Source organism: Nocardia puris (assembly GCF_003315035.1).
Lineage (GTDB): Bacteria > Actinomycetota > Actinomycetes > Mycobacteriales > Mycobacteriaceae > Nocardia > Nocardia puris.
This window is the reverse complement of record NZ_QNRE01000015.1, coordinates 87,227-102,723: the sequence shown is the minus strand read 5'-3', so window position 1 is coordinate 102,723 and position 15,497 is coordinate 87,227. Positions and strand designations below refer to the sequence as shown.

Sequence of the window (15,497 nt, the reverse complement as noted above, 5' to 3'; positions counted from 1 at the left end):
ACTCAACGACCGGGTGGTCCCGTCATCGGGGACCGGTCATCTACAGCATGGTCAATGAGGGAACAAAAGTGCTGTCCTCCATTCTCGACCGCACACCGCGCAACACCGAGGAAGTCAAGTTCCGCAACGAAACCGAGAACAAGGCTGCCGGTGTTGAAGGGGAACGACGATCCGGGATCAACCCGGCGGGCCGTAAGCGCACCGTCTACGTCGATGTCACCCAACCTGACGGCAGTATCAAGACCACCGAGGTGGTCCCCGACCGGGTCGATGATGTCAACAAGCAGGTGGTTGAGGTCAAGAACACCAACGAGATTAGCCCTGACAAGAAGCAGATCCTCACTGAAGCTCAGTGGGCGCAGGAGAACGGTTACACGATGACCTTGGTCGTCGACCACCGAACCAAGATCAACAGCCCGGAGATCCAGGCGCTGATCGACAGCGGACAGATCCAGCTCATTCGGAAAGAACTCGATGACAACAACGATAAGAAATGACCACGATGACCGTTAGCTACATCGGCATGCCCCCGGGAAGCGAGAACGGCGGTACGGAGTGGATGAACGATCTGCCCGCCCGCTACGTTCACGGACGTGACGGGTTCGACCGGCGGCTCATGGAAGAACTCGCCGCGGCCGGGGTGCCCTGCTACACCCTGGACGATCTCGCCAACGGCCCGCGCACGATCCCCGCAGGTATTCCGATCTTCGTGGAATGGCTGGCGAACCTCGAAACCAAGATTCCGGGATCGGAAACCGAGCACCGGTCGACCATCCGGTCCGGGCTCATCCGTAACCTCATCGATCCCGCCGCCAGAGGCAGCGACCAGGTCATAAGCCTGCTCATCGCTCAGCTTCGACGACAACCGCCGTTGCCACGGCCCCAACGCGACTGGGCGTGCCAGGGCCTGGCACGCATCGCCACGCCAGCTCACTTCCCACAGATAGCTGCGGTCCTCGATGAACTTCCCTCCGACGCAACGGGCCGCTATCCCCTGATCGAGTACCTCGGGAAAGTAAAGACCGCCCAAGCCCGCGAACGCGCGATCCGTGAACTCGACGGCCGCGCTGTCGTCGCCGCGCTCAACGCTCTGGGCACGATGAAAGCAGAGGGCGTTCGCCACCTCATCGAGCCGTTCGTCACGAACACCAGCAGTGACGTCCGCAAGGCCGCGATCCGAGCCCTGAAGAAGCTCCCAGAATGACCGACGCCACCGACGCCGCGCTCACCGAGTTGCTCGCACGGCAACGCCAGCTGATGGAGCAGGCGAAGGTTCGCATCCAGGCCGTCGAAGCAGAAGCCGAAACGACCGACCGGCTTGTCCGCGTGCGCGTGAATGCCAGCGGAGCTCTCCTCGACGTCACTCTCGGCCCCGGCACCGAACGACTCAGCCGAAACCAACTCGGTGAAATGATCACCCGGACAGCGCAACGAGCAACCCGCCGCGCGGCAGACCGCGTCGCCGCCGAACTCGATGAACTCGACACCGCCCAGCAACGGCTGCTCGAGATCATCGAGTCCATCAACCCTTCTACCGCGAGCATCGTTCGCCCGGCTCCCCACTACCCGCAAGTACGTCAGAACCCCGGCGATCACGATGCGGCGCAACCATTCTGACCGCTGCAACTCCAAGACGAACCACGCCCCGGCGACCGATCCGGATCGGCGCGCGGCAGCCAGGCTGCCGTGCGATGCCGGGTTCGTGACCAGGTCCCACATTGGCGAGACGACTGATCTTCGCCGCGCTCGACGGCGGTGGGGGGCCGCCGTTGGCTGGTGTGCGCTCGACAGGATGTGGGCATGCGATGAGGCGGCCTTCCGCCGCGCGGGCACACCTAGACTCAGCGTTGTGAATCGTCGCTTCAACACTGCTGACCGCTCGCTGCACGGTGATGCTGGGATGGACGGCGAGGTGGCCGGTGGCGTTTCGTTTCCCCCGGGCGTACCCGACTCGCTCGCCGATGCCGAGGCGATTCGCGTGAACGATTGGCGCGCGTACAACGAGTTGGTGCAGCTCGAGGATCATTGGAGTCTCAAGGCGTGGGTACCGGGATACGCGGCGTACTACTGGTATCTGACTTTCGCCGAAGCTGAACTCGTCGCGCTGGCCGCGCGGTGTCAGGATCGCCTCGATACGACGCATCTGGATCTGATTCCACCCGATGGTTTGCACGTGACGCTCGTGAAGGTGGGCGCGGCCGACGACATCACAGACCCGGAACTACCGCAGTTCGTCACGGCCGCCGAACAGCGGCTGGCCGGCCTGGCGTCGTTCTCGGTGGAGGTGGGGCCGTTGGCGGGCTCGCGCAGCGCAATTCGCCTGTCGGTGACGCCGTGGGACCGGCTGGTGGATCTCCATGAGCGGCTGCGGACGAGCGTGATCAGCGTTCGCCCCACGCCTGCGCCGAAGCCGACGTCGCGGTTTCGCCCGCATTTGGGCATCGCGTACAACAATCAGCGGCGTCCGGCGGCTCCGGTGATCGAGATGGTCGCGGCACTGCGCGACATCGGGCCGGTTTCGGTGTCGGTCGATCGCGTGAAGCTTGTTCGCCTGTGGAGGACCGACCATCAGTATCGTTGGGAGGAGTGCGCCGCTATTGCGCTGGGGACGTAGGGTTTCCGGGAGCAGCGATCGGCTTGGCGCTGGCCGACCACTCGCGCAGCTCGCCGATGTAGTCATCGACTTTGCCTGTGTCGACCGTCGCGACCGCGTTCGCGAGGTCGTGGGATCGTTGCCAGACCGAGCGAATCGGACGGTGGCGTGAGGCGTCGAGTGCTTCGATACCGAGATCCATGGCGTACTCGATGTCCGGGTGCGGCTGGTGCACCAACGCGGTGGCCATATCCAATCGCACCAACGAACGGCTCCATGCCGAATCCGATGAATTGACCAGGTCCTCGACCTGTCGGCCGTACGCGAGGGACTTATCGTATTCACCCACGGTGAGATACGCGGTGGCCGCGTTGGCTTTCCATCGAGCCTCGCTGTACGCCGCGAACGACAGCGCCGGGCTCAAGCCTGACGGCGTGTCGACTGTCGAGGCGACCGACATCGCCGCGTCGATCGCGCGCTCGACGCCGGTCCTGTCGCCGAACCGGCCCAGTGCTCTGGCAAGTCCGTTGGTGTAGAGCCGAATCGCTTGTGGACCACCAGCCGCGAGTTGGATGCCCTCTTCGGCCAGCGCAACGGCCCCGGGGTAGTCGCCCTTGTAGTAGGCGCAAAAGCTCTGTGTCCCCTTGGCCCAGGCTTGCAGGTCGGTGTCCTGGATGAACTCGGCGACGCTCAACGCCTCGCGACTGTAGATGTCCGCGTGGTGGAAGCGACCGCGGTTGACCGCCATGTAGCCGAGCACGCCGGCGAGTTGTCCCGCCAGCCGGAACAGCCGTTGCGATTGTCGCGGCTGACGGCACAGGTCGAGTAGCGCATCGACTTCCCGGCGCAACGCGCGCACTTCACCCGCGAGGCGGACGGGCCCCTCCAGCTCGTAGCGGTCAAGGAGATCGGCAAGCGCCAGATCGATGACATCGAGCACCGCGTCATCGACTTCCCGGGTTTGAAGGAGACGCATCCGCTCGACCACCTCGGACGGCCCCTCGAAAACGTCGTGGTCTGCTGCCACGATGGCCGCGACCGGCTCGGGTAAGTCGCGCTGCAGTGATGCGGATGAACGCCGTCGGCGCCATGCTGCTTCACCCTCGGCCACGATCTGGGCGAACCGCTCCCGATCTTCGGGCGTGGTGCGCTGCTGATACGTGGTGTCGAGAATGCCTTGAGCTTTGGTACGCGGTCTAACACTGCCCAGACCAGTCCGCCAGTTGGTCACGGTGGTCGTCTCGATGCCCAGCATCGCCGCGAAATCCCGGACCGAACAGCGCATCGCCTCTTGCAGGGCTGCTGCTTCGAATCCGGTCCATTCCCGCCCTCTGACCATGATCCCCACCTCTGCGCATGCGTTTTGACCTGGGCAAATGCCCACAATACGCCCACGATACGCCGCCATAACGCGGTTCCGGACCAAACCTCCTGCGGGGCAGGCTGAAACCCGGCACCCGGTACCGGGGAAATCCGCCGTGACCCCTTGCACGGCGTGCTCGCCCGCCGGGAGTGGAGGTGGGCGGGCACGAGCGTCCACGGTACCGGGTGCTCTTTGACCCGACGAGCCTGGCAGGGAGGCGTCCATGGATTGCTCCACCGGAACTGGGTGGCCGTCATGACCGGCACCAGCGACACCCCGGTCTCGCGGTGCCGCTACTACCGCACCGTCTGCGGTCTGCCTGCTGCGGTTCGGGATGGGACCGGGCGGATCAGCTTCACGACGAACTTGGTGTGGGCGATCTCGATGCCCGCCGATGTCGGGCACGCGGTGAAACTGGATCTGGAGCGCCGCCAGCGCGATGGCGGACCGATCATCTCCCACCCACGCAGCCACACGTGGACGATGCTGGTCCGCTCGGATATCCCGCTGCGGGAAGTACCGGATATCGCCCAGCTGCGGCGATTCGGCGTGCAGGTGCTGCGACGCGGTCACGAGATCGTGCTGCCCTCACCCACCGACAGGGGCGCACAGGTGCGGGCGTGGATCACCGCACCATGCAGCACTTTCCGGCCCTCGGGGATGGTGGTGCTCGAATCGGTGCGGATGGCGTTGGCGAGCCGGAGGGGGACGCCGTGCCCGAGATGAGCGGATTCATCGGTTCTTGTGTCACCCCGCACGAGGTCGCCTACGTCTACCGTGAGCGACTCGGGCTTCCGGTGGACCAGAACGACGTGAACCTGTCGGTGCTGACCAGCGACCGTCTCGGTGTGGTGGAGATGCCCGAACCAGTCGGGCGGCTGGTCTCCCGACACCTGCCCACCGCAGCAGTACTCGGGCATCCCCGGCGTCGGCAGTGGCGGTTTCTGGTCCGGCCCAGCCGCGTGGTGATCGGGGAACTCACCGCGCGGGCCCTGGCCGAGCGCGGTGTCATCACGCTGGCTCCGGACAGCCGGGTGCCGCTGCCCACCTCGTCCCACACCGGCTGGTACTGGATCACCGCACCACGCCGCGCCCCCGACACGAACACCGGCACCGGTTCGGGTTCGGGTTCGGGTGTAATGGTATTGCCGCCCAGCGACCAGATCCTGAACGCGGCGAAATCTGCTTCTTACCAAGCACTCCCACTCATTCCGAACAGGGAGGTGAGGCTGCCGTGACCGCATGGTCCTCGCCCGGCCGCGGGGAAGATCTGGCGTGGCCGGGCCAGGATGGCCTGCTCGCCGCGATCCGAGGCCAGCACATCGGCCCGCACCCCATCGCCGGGTGGGCGCATGAACTCGGCATCCTGCACACCCGTCTGCTCGACCACCCGGCAGGACACGAAACCCGTTCCCGCAGAGCCCGTGTCATTCAGGCGATCGACAGGTGGCTGCAGCCTCGACTCCCCAGCCCGCACCGGGCCGCACGGGCGTATCCGGAGACGGGGGGTGTGCTGGTGGACCGGATCGCCGCGACCCAAGTCCGCGCGTGGTGGCTGCTCATGACCTACCCCGCCGACGACACCCGCGTCCACGGCGCCTGGGACCAGCTGGCCGTCCTGGTCGACGCCTACAACGATCTCGTCACCGGCCTGGACCGGCGAACCTACCGACTGCCCACCACGCCAACACTGCTAGCCAGCGCCTAACGCTCACCGTTCACAGGATCACGATCGCCCATGAGAATCACACTCCCACAACGCAAACCAGCGACTCCTGCGATCCTGCTCGAACCGGTCGCGGTCGGCTACATCCGCCTCCCCGCCCTCGACCCCACAGCTGTCAAGGGCCTCGGTGTGGCGATGCGCCACCGGGCTGAGGTGCTCGGCTACCGGTGGGGGCGGGCTCTACCTCGACCGCTCCGAGCCCTGCGATCTGCTGTCGCAGACGCAGGCCGCGGCTCGCGCGGCGGGTGGACCGCCAACCCGAGATCTGGGTCGTCCTCGTCCCCGACGACACCCACCACCCTGGCCTACCAGCGGCGGTCGGGCGTAGCGGCGTGCGCGTCGTCGCCACCACGAACACTCAGCCGCACATCCGAGATCCTGAGAAGGAGGGCATCTCCCGATGACCCCACGCGAGCCCGCAGCACGCGACACCCCCGCCCCGGCTATCACCGAAGTCGACCAGGGCGTTGAGCCGTGGGACGTGGCCGGGTTCCTCGACGTGATCATCGGCGCGGACGAGCCCGCCGTGCCGGTGTTCGCGTGCCAGTACGTCGAGGCACGGCTGATGTGCCAGGAGAGGTTGACCGGATCAGAACGCTGCCAGCCTGAGGTTGTTACCTTCGTGAGGAGGGTGGTGTTCAGTCTGGCTCATGCTGATCGCCGCGTGCTCGCAGTTCGTGGGGTAACAGCGCGCCGTAGACTACGGAATGGGTCGGTGTGGGAACGTTGAGCCATTCTCCGTAGTGGACGATCGCGCCGGTCTGCTCGTACAACTCCGATGGTTTGCCTGCGGCGAGATCTCGCATCATGGACGCGGTGGAACGCGGATCGGAGTAGTCGAGCCGTGACACCGCGTCATCGACGTCGGCGGGGGTGATTTTCGTCGAGGCCGCGCGGGCAACAGCGGCTGCCTCATGCACCGCCGCGTGGAACAGTGCGCGCGTTCGGGGCTGATCACGGATGACACCGGCAGTGGCGTTGGCCAGTGCGCACACTCCGCCGAAGGAAGAGATGAAGATCAGCTTGCGCCACAAGTCCCGCCAGATGTCGACGGAGACTGTGGACGCGATGCCCGCGTCCGCCAGCATTGACGCGGTGGTTTCGAGTCGGCTCATCTGCGACGCGGCGCCAGGCAAGCTGCCGATACGCAGTGATGGCGGATCTCCCAAGCGTTCGATCGTGGTGGGCGTCGTGCGCCGGGCGAACACAGTGCACACTCCTGCGACGACACGGTCGGCGCCGAGTACGTGAGTCAGGCGAGCTGCTGCGTCAACACCGTTCTGTACCGGTATGACCATGGTGTGCGCTGATACCACCGGGCGGATCGCCTTCGCAGCTGCGGTCACTTGCCACGACTTGACACACACCAGCACGATATCTGCGGTCGGCGTCTCGTCGTGGGAGTTGACCACCCGAGCCGGTCTGACGACTCGGGCATGGCCGGCCTCTTCGATTCGAATGCCCGATCTGCCGATCGCTTCGAGAGTTTCGCCACGGGCAACCACAGTGACCTCGTGTCCGTGCTCTGACAGCAACGCAGCGAAGTAGCCGCCCACGCCGCCAGCCCCGATCACAACAATGTGCACCACAGCACCACTCCGTCCCGCGCGCCACGCACGCGGGTCCGATGATACCGGCCCTCTGAGCTCAGGGAGTCGACTCAGCTCCCCCATTTCGGCAGATCCACAACGGATCCGGGCCTATTGCGCAACTTTGAGAACCTCGGCGGTCGATGCCGCTCGCGCGTAGGATGTCCCGTGAAGCAAGCCGTGAAAGGTATTGCTGTAGGGGCCATTTGATTCGGCACACTCGCTAGGTCATTGGATGCATAGGGGTGCAAGTTGCAGGGGACTGCTGTACAAGGTTCGCGCGAGTTGGTGGGCGACGCTCCACCAGCAAAAGCTCAGGCGCCGCGGAACAATGATCGCGTAATGCGGGTGATCGCCGCGGCGCGCTCGGACGACCCAGTCGCCGCGCGGAAAGTCGTCAGCGAGCTGACAGAAGCATGCTTAGCGGAGTCGGGGCGCGGGCTGGACTTGACCGCAGTGGATTTGAGCGGTCTGGACCTCTCGGGGTTCGACCTTCGGCAGGCGACGTTGAATCGCACGGCGTTGTACGGCACCGATCTGTCGGCCGCTGATCTAACAGGTGCCTCGTTGGTATGCGCCGGGCTGGAGAGAACCAACTTCACCGACGCGGTCCTTCGTGGAGCCTACGTCCATGCAGTCGCCGCGCAGGCGAGTGTGTTCGTCCGGGCGGATTTGAGCGGGCTGATCGATGCGACCGGTGCACTGTTCCACGGCTGCAATATGTCCCAAGCACGGCTGGATCATTCCGAACTGGCTGGCGTGACCTTCTATCAATGCAACCTCGCTTCCGCGCAGGCCAGAAGCTCCGACCTACGTGGCGCGGTCTTCAACGAGTGCCGGATGGACGACGCGGACCTGACCTCGGCCGTGGTGGGGGATTGCACCATCACACGCAGCGGAGTGCGTGGGCTAACCCTGGCTCGAGCACGAGGACAAGGGCTGGTGATCCAGCGTCCCAGCACCGCGGATGGGCTCAGGCTTTCCGGCGCGCACCTGCCGAGCCTACGGCTGTCAGCAGTCCGAGGCAGGGGGATCACCGCCGATTCGCTCAACGCCACAGGCATCGACGTTCTCGACAGCCACCTCGCCGAGGCCAGTTTCCGCGGTGCCGATCTGTCCGGAGGACGGTGGTCACGCGTCGGCATGGACGGGGCGGTCTTCGTCGGCGCTGCGCTGGCCGATTCGTCATGGCAGCACGTCAGCGTGTGCGACGCCGACTTCGCGGAGGCGACCGGCGAGAGCATGACAGCGAGCGAATGCAGTTTCGCCCGTGCCGATCTCAGTGGGTTCGCCGGTCGATACTCGACGTTTCGCAACTGCGATTTCACCGCAGCCGATCTGCAGCGCACGTACCTGTACCGCGCTTCGTTCATCGGCGACCCGCCCTCCTCAGCGTGCATGGCACATGCCAACCTGGACGGGGCAAACCTGACACAGGCGTACCTCGCCGCCGATTTCACCAGTGCGAGTCTGCGACATGTCACCGCCACCTACGCCAGGGTCAACCAGTCGATTTTCAGCGACGCCGACTTGAGCGGGCTGAGCATGTTCCGGGCCAGTGCCGTAAAAACCGACTTCACGAGCGCACGGGTCACCGGCACGCTCGGCTTGATGTTCGCCGATCGCTGTATCGGCCTTTCGGCTGCCCTAGACGCCTCGGTTGACCCCGAGAGTCTCCGAATCGCCAAGTTCATCACCGACTTCGACGGCCTGATCGCCAGCGACAACCGGAAGTCGACATGATCGCAACCGATCGCGACCGAGGCTCGATCAAGGTCAGTCTGGTTGACCTCTCAGGTGAGAGTTCGGTCCGGTATACCCCACTCGGGGCGATGTATCTGCGGGCGGCCATCGAATCGGACCCCGAAATCGCCGACCGCGTGAGAACCACGATCTGCTCCTACCTATCGGGGACGAGCCTGGTCGCGATGGCCGAGCAGATCGCAGACACAGCCCCCGACCTCGTCGGGTTCTCCTGCCAAGGGTGGAACATCACGACCTACCGGCAGCTGATTCCCACCCTCCGGCAACTCCTGCCACACACGACCATCGTGCTCGGCGGCAACCACGTGACCGATCAAGGCGCGCGCTGGCTGTCACAGGTCCCTGAGGTCGACATCGTTGTCAACGGCGAAGGCGAGAAGACGATCGTGGACCTGGTCCACTGGCTACTCGACACGCAACCGCAGCTCGCCGACATCGCCGGGATCACCTATCGCGACGACGGTGGACTTGTGACCAGCGCGGCTCGGCCACGGGCCAGATCGTTCGACGAGATCCCCTCACCGTATCTGCGACCGTCACCCGAACTGGCCAACGCCGATGTCGTGCTGTGGGAAACCAACCGGGGCTGTCCCTACCACTGCGCGTTCTGCTTCTGGGGCGCCGCCGTGGGCCAGAAACTGTGCATCGCCGAGTTGGGCAGGCTGCGCGCGGAGCTGACGACAATCGCCGAAGCGGGAGCGCCAGCGATCTTCCTGTGCGACGCGAACTTCGGAATACTCCCACACGACGTCCAGATCGCCGAAATGGTGGTCGAGATGTACAAGCGATTCGGCGCTCCGCACACGTTGCACGTCAACTGGGCCAAGAACCACGCGAGCCGAGTCGGCGAGATCGTCGACGTCCTGCACTGCGGTGGTGTGCACACCAACGTCTACCTCGCCCTGCAGACACTCAGCCAACAGGCCCTCACCCTGGCGGGACGCGACGAACGCGGCAGACCGGAGATGTTCCAGTTGGCGCGTGACATCGTTGAGTCGGGCGGGGATGTCGGGGCGGAGCTCATCTTCGGACTCCCCGGAGAGACCCTCGACGATTTCCGAGCCGCCTATGATCAGCTGTACCTGCAGTTCCCGAAACTGCTTGTGCACCCGTTATGGGTGCTGCCGAACACGACCTACGACGCCGACCGCGACCTGTTCGGTCTGGTCACACTACGGCCGGACCCGACAGCCGACTACGAGGGAGTGCTCGAACACAGCACGCTGCCGCGCGAGGACAATCGAGCAGGCTTGAAGTTGCTCGTGGCCGACGAGATCCTCACCGGCACCGGCTACGCCCGAACAACCATGCGTGGACTCGCAGTGTGGGCCGGTCTGCCGCCAACCAAAGCGCTCGAAGCGTTTCATGCCTTCCTCACCGGTCGAACCGACGAGTTGTCTCGGCAGTTGGCCGACGCATTCTCATACGTCGATGCCGAGTGCTACTTCCATCGGCGTGTCCGCAGTTCGGTCCGGCGCGCGCTGGTCACCGATCGAACCCTCGCAGGTCAACTCCTGGCGGAGTTCGTGTCCTCGATGGTCCAGGACGAGACAGTACGTGCCGCGTGCCACGAACTCGCTCGCTACGACAGTGCCCTGCTCCCCAGAGTCGATCTCGCCGAAGGCGCACCCGACGCCGAACTACTACTAACAGCCTTCAATGTTCACGCTGTCGCTACGGAGCTTTTGCGTGCGCCAGCCGCGACCCGGGTTCCGCCCGATGCCCCAACAGCCATCCGAATACGACATCGTGCGGGGTTCGCACGCCACGCGGCTGATGCGATCGACCTCGCCGGACAATGGCGTGGCCACGTGATCGACGCGACCCCCGCCGTCTCGATGAGGAGTTCCCATGACTGATGTACGGGTGGTCCGGTCCGTCTCCGAAGCGCGGCCGATCCTTCGCAAGCTCTGGCGCTCGGGCGCGACCGTGGGATCGATACACACCCTCGGCGCGCTCCACGCGGCCCACGGCGAACTCATCAAGAGATCGGCGGCGGAGAACGATCAGACCATCGTGACCATCTACCCCAACAAGATCCAGCTCTTCGAGGGCTGCGTCTACCAGTACGACCTCGACGTCGATATCGACCTCGCGCAGCGGTGCGGCGCAACGTTGGTCATCGCTTCCGACGACGCGGAGATGTATCCCCCCGGGTACTCGACATTCATCGACCAGGGTGAGCGGGCACATCGGCTGAACAGTTCGATATTCGACTACGCGTCCAGAGGACAGGTGACCGGCGCGATCCGATGGATCAGCCTGTGCCGACCCACCGCCAGCTATTTCGGGATGAAAGACATCGAGCAGTCCCTCCTCGTCGAGCGAGCCGTGACAGATCTGCTGATCGATTGCGACATTCGCCACGTTCCATGCGTGCGGGACCGCCGAACGGGAATCCCGATTTCGTCGAGACTGCGGTTTCTGCCACCGGAACGCCTGAACGAAGTGGGCTCGGTGTTCCACGCGCTCGAAGCAGGCCGCCGCGCAATCCTGGCCGGCACGACCGATGCCGGGACAATCTTGGCCGGTGTCCGCACACATCTCGAAGAGCACTTGTCGACCTTCGACATCGTGTACCTCACTCTGGTCGACGCCACGGACTTCCACGCCATCGACTCGGCCGCATTGCCGTTCATCCTGCACTGTGCGATCACCGATGGATCATTGACCCACTTCGACGGCCTGTGCATCCGCACCGGTGGGGAACTGGCAAATTCGCCCGAGGTGATTTGGCTCGATACCTCGCACGACCGGTCGATCCCGTCATCCCAGACCGAGGAATCTCAATGACATTGCGGGTTCTCATCGGACTGCCCAGCTTCAACGGCGCCGACACCATCGGCAAGGTCGTCAGCGATATCGATGCCGCGCTTCGGACCTTGCCGTTCCCGGTGGAAGCGACGCACCTCAACGCCGACAGTTCATCGGTCGACGGCACCACCGGCGCCTTCCTCTCGACACCCACCCACTACCCCAAGAAAGTGATCAAGACAGGGTACTGGTCCGGACAAGGGGCCAACGGGAAAGCCATCCTCGAGGCCGCTCACAGCGAGGGCGTGGACGCGACGCTGATCGTCGACACCGACCTGGCAGCAGTCGACTACACGTGGGTCCATGCCTTGATCGGTGGCGTGCACACCGGCCGGGACTTCGTCTACCCTCTTCGCCCGCCGACGTGGAACGGTGGCGACCTCACCTACCAGCTGACCTACCCGCTCTTGGCCGGTGCCTCCGGAGTCGACCTTCGTGAGCCGCTGTGTGGCGACCTCGCACTTTCCGCATCCGCAGTGCGGGCTGTACTCGAAGCCGACTGGACAGCCGACGACCTTCGCTTCGGATTCCATGTGCTCGTCGCCTCGACAGCGGTGGCCAACAACTGGACCGCCGCCCGGCTGGAGGTGCGCCGCCGCAACCCTCTCCGAAGCTTCGGGCCGCGCCCCGCCGGCGAGTTCCGCATGGGCGGCAAGTTCGCCGAGACCAGCACGTCGGTCCGTCACCACATCCGCCGCATCGCACGCGAGGTGGTCCTTGACCGATGGACACCCAGCCCTGCGGAAACTCCGATCGACTCCACCTTCATCGTCCCGGCCCGCGACCCCGACATCAAGCGGCTTGCCCGCACGACCGCCCACCAGCTGCGCGAGGACGTCCGAAATGCGCAGCTGGACTGCTTCCCAGCCCCGCTGCGCGACCAGCTGGTCGAACACGCCCTCGGCGAGGCGGAACTCGGGATGAACTGGGAGCTGTGGCGCGAATGCCTGTTCGTGTGGCTGACAGCCGACGACGACAAGCAGATACCCGTCGACACCCTCGAGACGTTGTTCCTGAACCGTGCGGTCGGCCATCACACAGAGATCGCCGATCGGCCCGATTGGTACTCGACAGTCCTCGCACAAGCGCGTGACGTGTTCGCCCACCGAGATCGCTTTACAGGAGCCCCGTAACATTCTCCTTGTCAACGCGGCGCTCGGCGGCAAAACCGGGCGTCGCGACCCACCTCGATGCCGAAGGAATATCGTGAGCCGTCCGCAGGTCGTCAAACCAGGATCGATCAGTGGCTTCCCCGAGTGGTTGCCCGAGGTCCGGATGGTCGAACTGCATTGGCTCGACACCATCAGGGCCACGTTCGAACGCTACGGGTTCGCCTCCGTGGAGACCCCATCCGTCGAGGCGTTGGAGACCCTGCAAGCCAAGGGCGAGACCTCCCAGGAGGTCTACACCCTGCGTCGACTGCAGGCCGATCCCGACGATTCCAGCGACGCGCGCCTGGGCCTGCACTTCGACCTCACAGTCCCGTTCGCCCGCTACGTCGCCGCTAACCTCAACGACCTGGTATTCCCGTTCAAGCGGTACCAAATCCAGCGCGCCTGGCGGGGTGAGCGCCCGCAAGAGGGCCGCTTCCGCGAGTTCACCCAGTGCGATATCGACGTCATCGGTGTCGACCGGGTGCCGCTGCACTTCGATGCCGAGCTGCCGCGCATCATCATCGAGACGATGACGGCGCTGAACCTGCCGAAGTGGACCCTCTACACCAACAACCGCAAGATCCTGCAGGGCTTCTACCAGGGCCTCGACATCGCCGACCCGGTCGCTGTCATCCAAGCAGCCGACAAGATGGACAAGGTCGGCCCCGACGGAGTTCGCCAGATCCTGACCGGCAAGATCGGTCTGGATGACCGCCGGGCCGGGGCGGTACTCGACCTCGCCGCGATCCACGGCAACGATGCTTCGATCATCGACGCGGTCAAGTCCCTCGGCGTGCAGTCGGAGCTTCTGGTCGAAGGCCTCGACGAATTGGCATTCGTCCTGGACTCGCTGTCTGACCTACCTGAAGGCCTCGTCGTCGCGGACCTGTCCATCGCCCGCGGGCTCGACTACTACACCGGCACCGTGTACGAGGGAAGGTTCGACTGGTGGCCCACCTATCCCAGCATCTGCTCGGGCGGCCGGTACGAGAACCTGGTCGGATCCTTCGTCAACCGGTCTCTCCCCGGGATCGGGATGTCTATCGGGTTGACACGGATCTTCTCCAAGCTGGTGAGCGAAGGCATGCTCGACACCTCCCGCAAGTGCCCGACCGACGTGCTGGTCGTCGTTCCTTCCGACGAACGCCGCGCCGACGCCCTGGCTACCGCGGCACAGCTGCGGCAGCGTGGCTACAACACCGAGGTGTACCACCAAGCGGACAAGCTCGCCAAACAGCTTCGCTACGCCTCCCGCAAAGCGATCCCGTTCGTGTGGTTGCCGCCGTTCACCGACGACGGCCGTCATGAAGTCAAGGACCTCGCGACCGGCGAGCAGGTCACAGCCGACCCGGCGACGTGGCAACGCCCGTAGCGGTACCTCGACGCTGACCTACTTGTCGGCCGCCAGCCGAGCGAGCTCAGTCAGCAACTTCGGGTAATCCCATCCCGCGGCACCCATGACCTTGGGAAATACGCTCACCTCGGTCAGCCCCGGGATGGTATTCACCTCGTTCACCAGCAGGGAGCCGGTTCGCTCATCGAGGAACAGATCAACCCGAGCGAACACCGAACACCCCAGCGCCGTGAACGCGCCGACTGCCAACTCACGGGCACCGGCAGCCGTGACCTGATCGATCGGCGCCGGGCACGCGAACAGCGGGTTGCCCAAGCGCACCTTCTCCTCGTACGTATACAGATCACCCACCGGCACGCACTCCCCGGCCGGGGACACCACCAGCGACGACCCGCCAGCATCGCCGACAACACCCACCACCATTTCCCGATGAGGAATCGCCTCTTCGACCAGCGCGGCCGAATCCCAACGAAACGCTTCCCTCAACGCCGTCGCCAAGTCGCCCTCAGAGTCCACTCGACCAATACCCAGACTGGACCCGCCACGGACCGGCTTGACGAACCACGGGGGTGCTCCGACCACGTCACGAAGGTGCTTGATCGCCGAATGCGGAGAGCGCATGTATCGACTCCGCTGGACGGATACGCCTTTCGCTGTCGGCAGGCCCGCCGCTGACAGCACACCCTTCGCAAGTGATTTGTCGAAACACACCGCTGACGAAGCGGCACCGCAGCCCACCAGCGTCAGCCCATAGGCGGTGAGCAGCCCCTGCAGAGTTCCATCCTCACCCCACCGCCCGTGAGACACCGGGAATCCGAGCTGATAGCCATCGAAGACGGCTGCGTCCGGTGGGCCGTCGAACTCCTCCGCATCGCCCCCGCCGCCTGGCATGTCATCGTGCGGAGTCGCCCCTCTGGTGAGTCGATCCGGATCCGATTGGCGCCATAATCGTTCCAGCGCACCATCACCTACCAGCCATCGCCCCGACTTCGTCACTCCGGCGGGCAGGACATCCCATCCGATCGCACCGGCGTTGTCCAGCACGGCTCGCGCGCTGGACAGACTCACCTCGTGTTCTGGCGTGTCACCGCCGAACACGACAACAATCCGCGTACCCATCGACTGTCCTCCTGTATCTCG

15 protein-coding genes are annotated in these 15,497 nt (G+C 64.9%); 12 read left to right on the top strand and 3 right to left on the bottom strand.

Features of this window, described 5'->3' with window-relative positions; genetic code table 11:
• Positions 1-47 precede the first annotated feature (47 nt).
• The 4 genes from DFR74_RS28750 to DFR74_RS28735 all read left to right on the top strand — a co-directional run bounded on the left by DFR74_RS28750 (position 48) and on the right by DFR74_RS28735 (position 2,614).
• Positions 48-497: a putative toxin gene (locus DFR74_RS28750; RefSeq protein ID WP_084537626.1), complete on the top strand. Its 450-nt coding sequence runs from the start codon at positions 48-50 to the stop codon at positions 495-497.
• Positions 494-1,204 carry a HEAT repeat domain-containing protein gene (locus tag DFR74_RS28745; protein ID WP_232331747.1) on the top strand — a complete coding sequence of 237 codons (711 nt, stop codon included), beginning with the start codon at positions 494-496 and terminating at the stop codon, positions 1,202-1,204. The genes DFR74_RS28750 and DFR74_RS28745 overlap by 4 nt, the downstream gene beginning before the upstream one ends.
• Complete coding sequence (locus DFR74_RS28740) at positions 1,201-1,617, top strand: YbaB/EbfC family nucleoid-associated protein (RefSeq protein ID WP_067509214.1); 417 nt, start codon at positions 1,201-1,203, stop codon at positions 1,615-1,617. Before DFR74_RS28745 ends, DFR74_RS28740 begins: the two co-directional genes overlap by 4 nt.
• A 232-nt stretch (positions 1,618-1,849) precedes the next feature.
• Positions 1,850-2,614, top strand: a complete 765-nt coding sequence (locus DFR74_RS28735) for a 2'-5' RNA ligase family protein (protein ID WP_170160813.1) — start codon at positions 1,850-1,852, stop codon at positions 2,612-2,614.
• Here DFR74_RS28735 and DFR74_RS28730 read toward each other — a convergent pair.
• Positions 2,595-3,932 carry a transcriptional regulator gene (locus DFR74_RS28730; RefSeq protein ID WP_147265968.1) on the bottom strand — a complete coding sequence of 446 codons (1,338 nt, stop codon included), beginning with the start codon at positions 3,930-3,932 and terminating at the stop codon, positions 2,595-2,597. The genes DFR74_RS28735 and DFR74_RS28730 overlap by 20 nt on opposite strands.
• Before the next feature lie 279 nt (positions 3,933-4,211).
• Here DFR74_RS28730 and DFR74_RS28725 point away from each other — a divergent pair, with 279 nt between their 5' ends.
• From DFR74_RS28725 to DFR74_RS28715, 3 genes are read left to right on the top strand one after another with little or no spacing between them, the layout of a single operon-like run.
• Entirely contained in the window at positions 4,212-4,682 is a 471-nt protein-coding gene (locus DFR74_RS28725) for a hypothetical protein (RefSeq protein ID WP_067509221.1), read from the top strand.
• Positions 4,670-5,194, top strand: a complete 525-nt coding sequence (locus DFR74_RS28720; protein WP_067509223.1) for a hypothetical protein — start codon at positions 4,670-4,672, stop codon at positions 5,192-5,194. The genes DFR74_RS28725 and DFR74_RS28720 overlap by 13 nt, the downstream gene beginning before the upstream one ends.
• A complete protein-coding gene (locus tag DFR74_RS28715) occupies positions 5,191-5,664 on the top strand; it encodes a hypothetical protein (protein WP_067509225.1) in 474 nt (157 codons plus the stop codon). The genes DFR74_RS28720 and DFR74_RS28715 overlap by 4 nt, the downstream gene beginning before the upstream one ends.
• Positions 5,665-6,320: 656 nt before the next feature.
• On the opposite strand, the gene DFR74_RS28710 is transcribed toward DFR74_RS28715, so the two are convergent.
• Positions 6,321-7,271: a 2-dehydropantoate 2-reductase gene (locus DFR74_RS28710; RefSeq protein ID WP_170160812.1), complete on the bottom strand. Its 951-nt coding sequence runs from the start codon at positions 7,269-7,271 to the stop codon at positions 6,321-6,323.
• A 342-nt stretch (positions 7,272-7,613) separates the two neighbouring features.
• Between DFR74_RS28710 and DFR74_RS28705 the strand changes: the two genes are divergently transcribed.
• Genes DFR74_RS28705 through hisS form a run of 5 tightly spaced genes read left to right on the top strand, consistent with a single transcriptional unit; the run spans position 7,614 to position 14,375 of the window.
• Positions 7,614-9,014: a pentapeptide repeat-containing protein gene (locus DFR74_RS28705; protein WP_067509227.1), complete on the top strand. Its 1,401-nt coding sequence runs from the start codon at positions 7,614-7,616 to the stop codon at positions 9,012-9,014.
• The gene (locus tag DFR74_RS28700) at positions 9,011-10,894 is read left to right on the top strand and encodes a B12-binding domain-containing radical SAM protein (protein WP_084537631.1); all 1,884 of its coding nucleotides are present in this window, start codon (positions 9,011-9,013) and stop codon (positions 10,892-10,894) included. Before DFR74_RS28705 ends, DFR74_RS28700 begins: the two co-directional genes overlap by 4 nt.
• Positions 10,887-11,828, top strand: a complete 942-nt coding sequence (locus tag DFR74_RS28695) for a pantoate--beta-alanine ligase (RefSeq protein ID WP_067509231.1) — start codon at positions 10,887-10,889, stop codon at positions 11,826-11,828. Before DFR74_RS28700 ends, DFR74_RS28695 begins: the two co-directional genes overlap by 8 nt.
• On the top strand, positions 11,768-12,982 hold the full coding sequence (locus DFR74_RS28690; protein ID WP_157115834.1) for a hypothetical protein: 1,215 nt from the start codon (positions 11,768-11,770) through the stop codon (positions 12,980-12,982). Before DFR74_RS28695 ends, DFR74_RS28690 begins: the two co-directional genes overlap by 61 nt.
• A complete protein-coding gene (hisS, locus tag DFR74_RS28685; protein WP_198161738.1) occupies positions 12,939-14,375 on the top strand; it encodes a histidine--tRNA ligase in 1,437 nt (478 codons plus the stop codon). Before DFR74_RS28690 ends, hisS begins: the two co-directional genes overlap by 44 nt.
• Positions 14,376-14,393: 18 nt before the next feature.
• Here hisS and DFR74_RS28680 read toward each other — a convergent pair whose 3' ends face one another.
• Positions 14,394-15,476, bottom strand: a complete 1,083-nt coding sequence (locus tag DFR74_RS28680; RefSeq protein WP_067509237.1) for a D-alanine--D-alanine ligase — start codon at positions 15,474-15,476, stop codon at positions 14,394-14,396.
• Positions 15,477-15,497 lie beyond the last annotated feature (21 nt).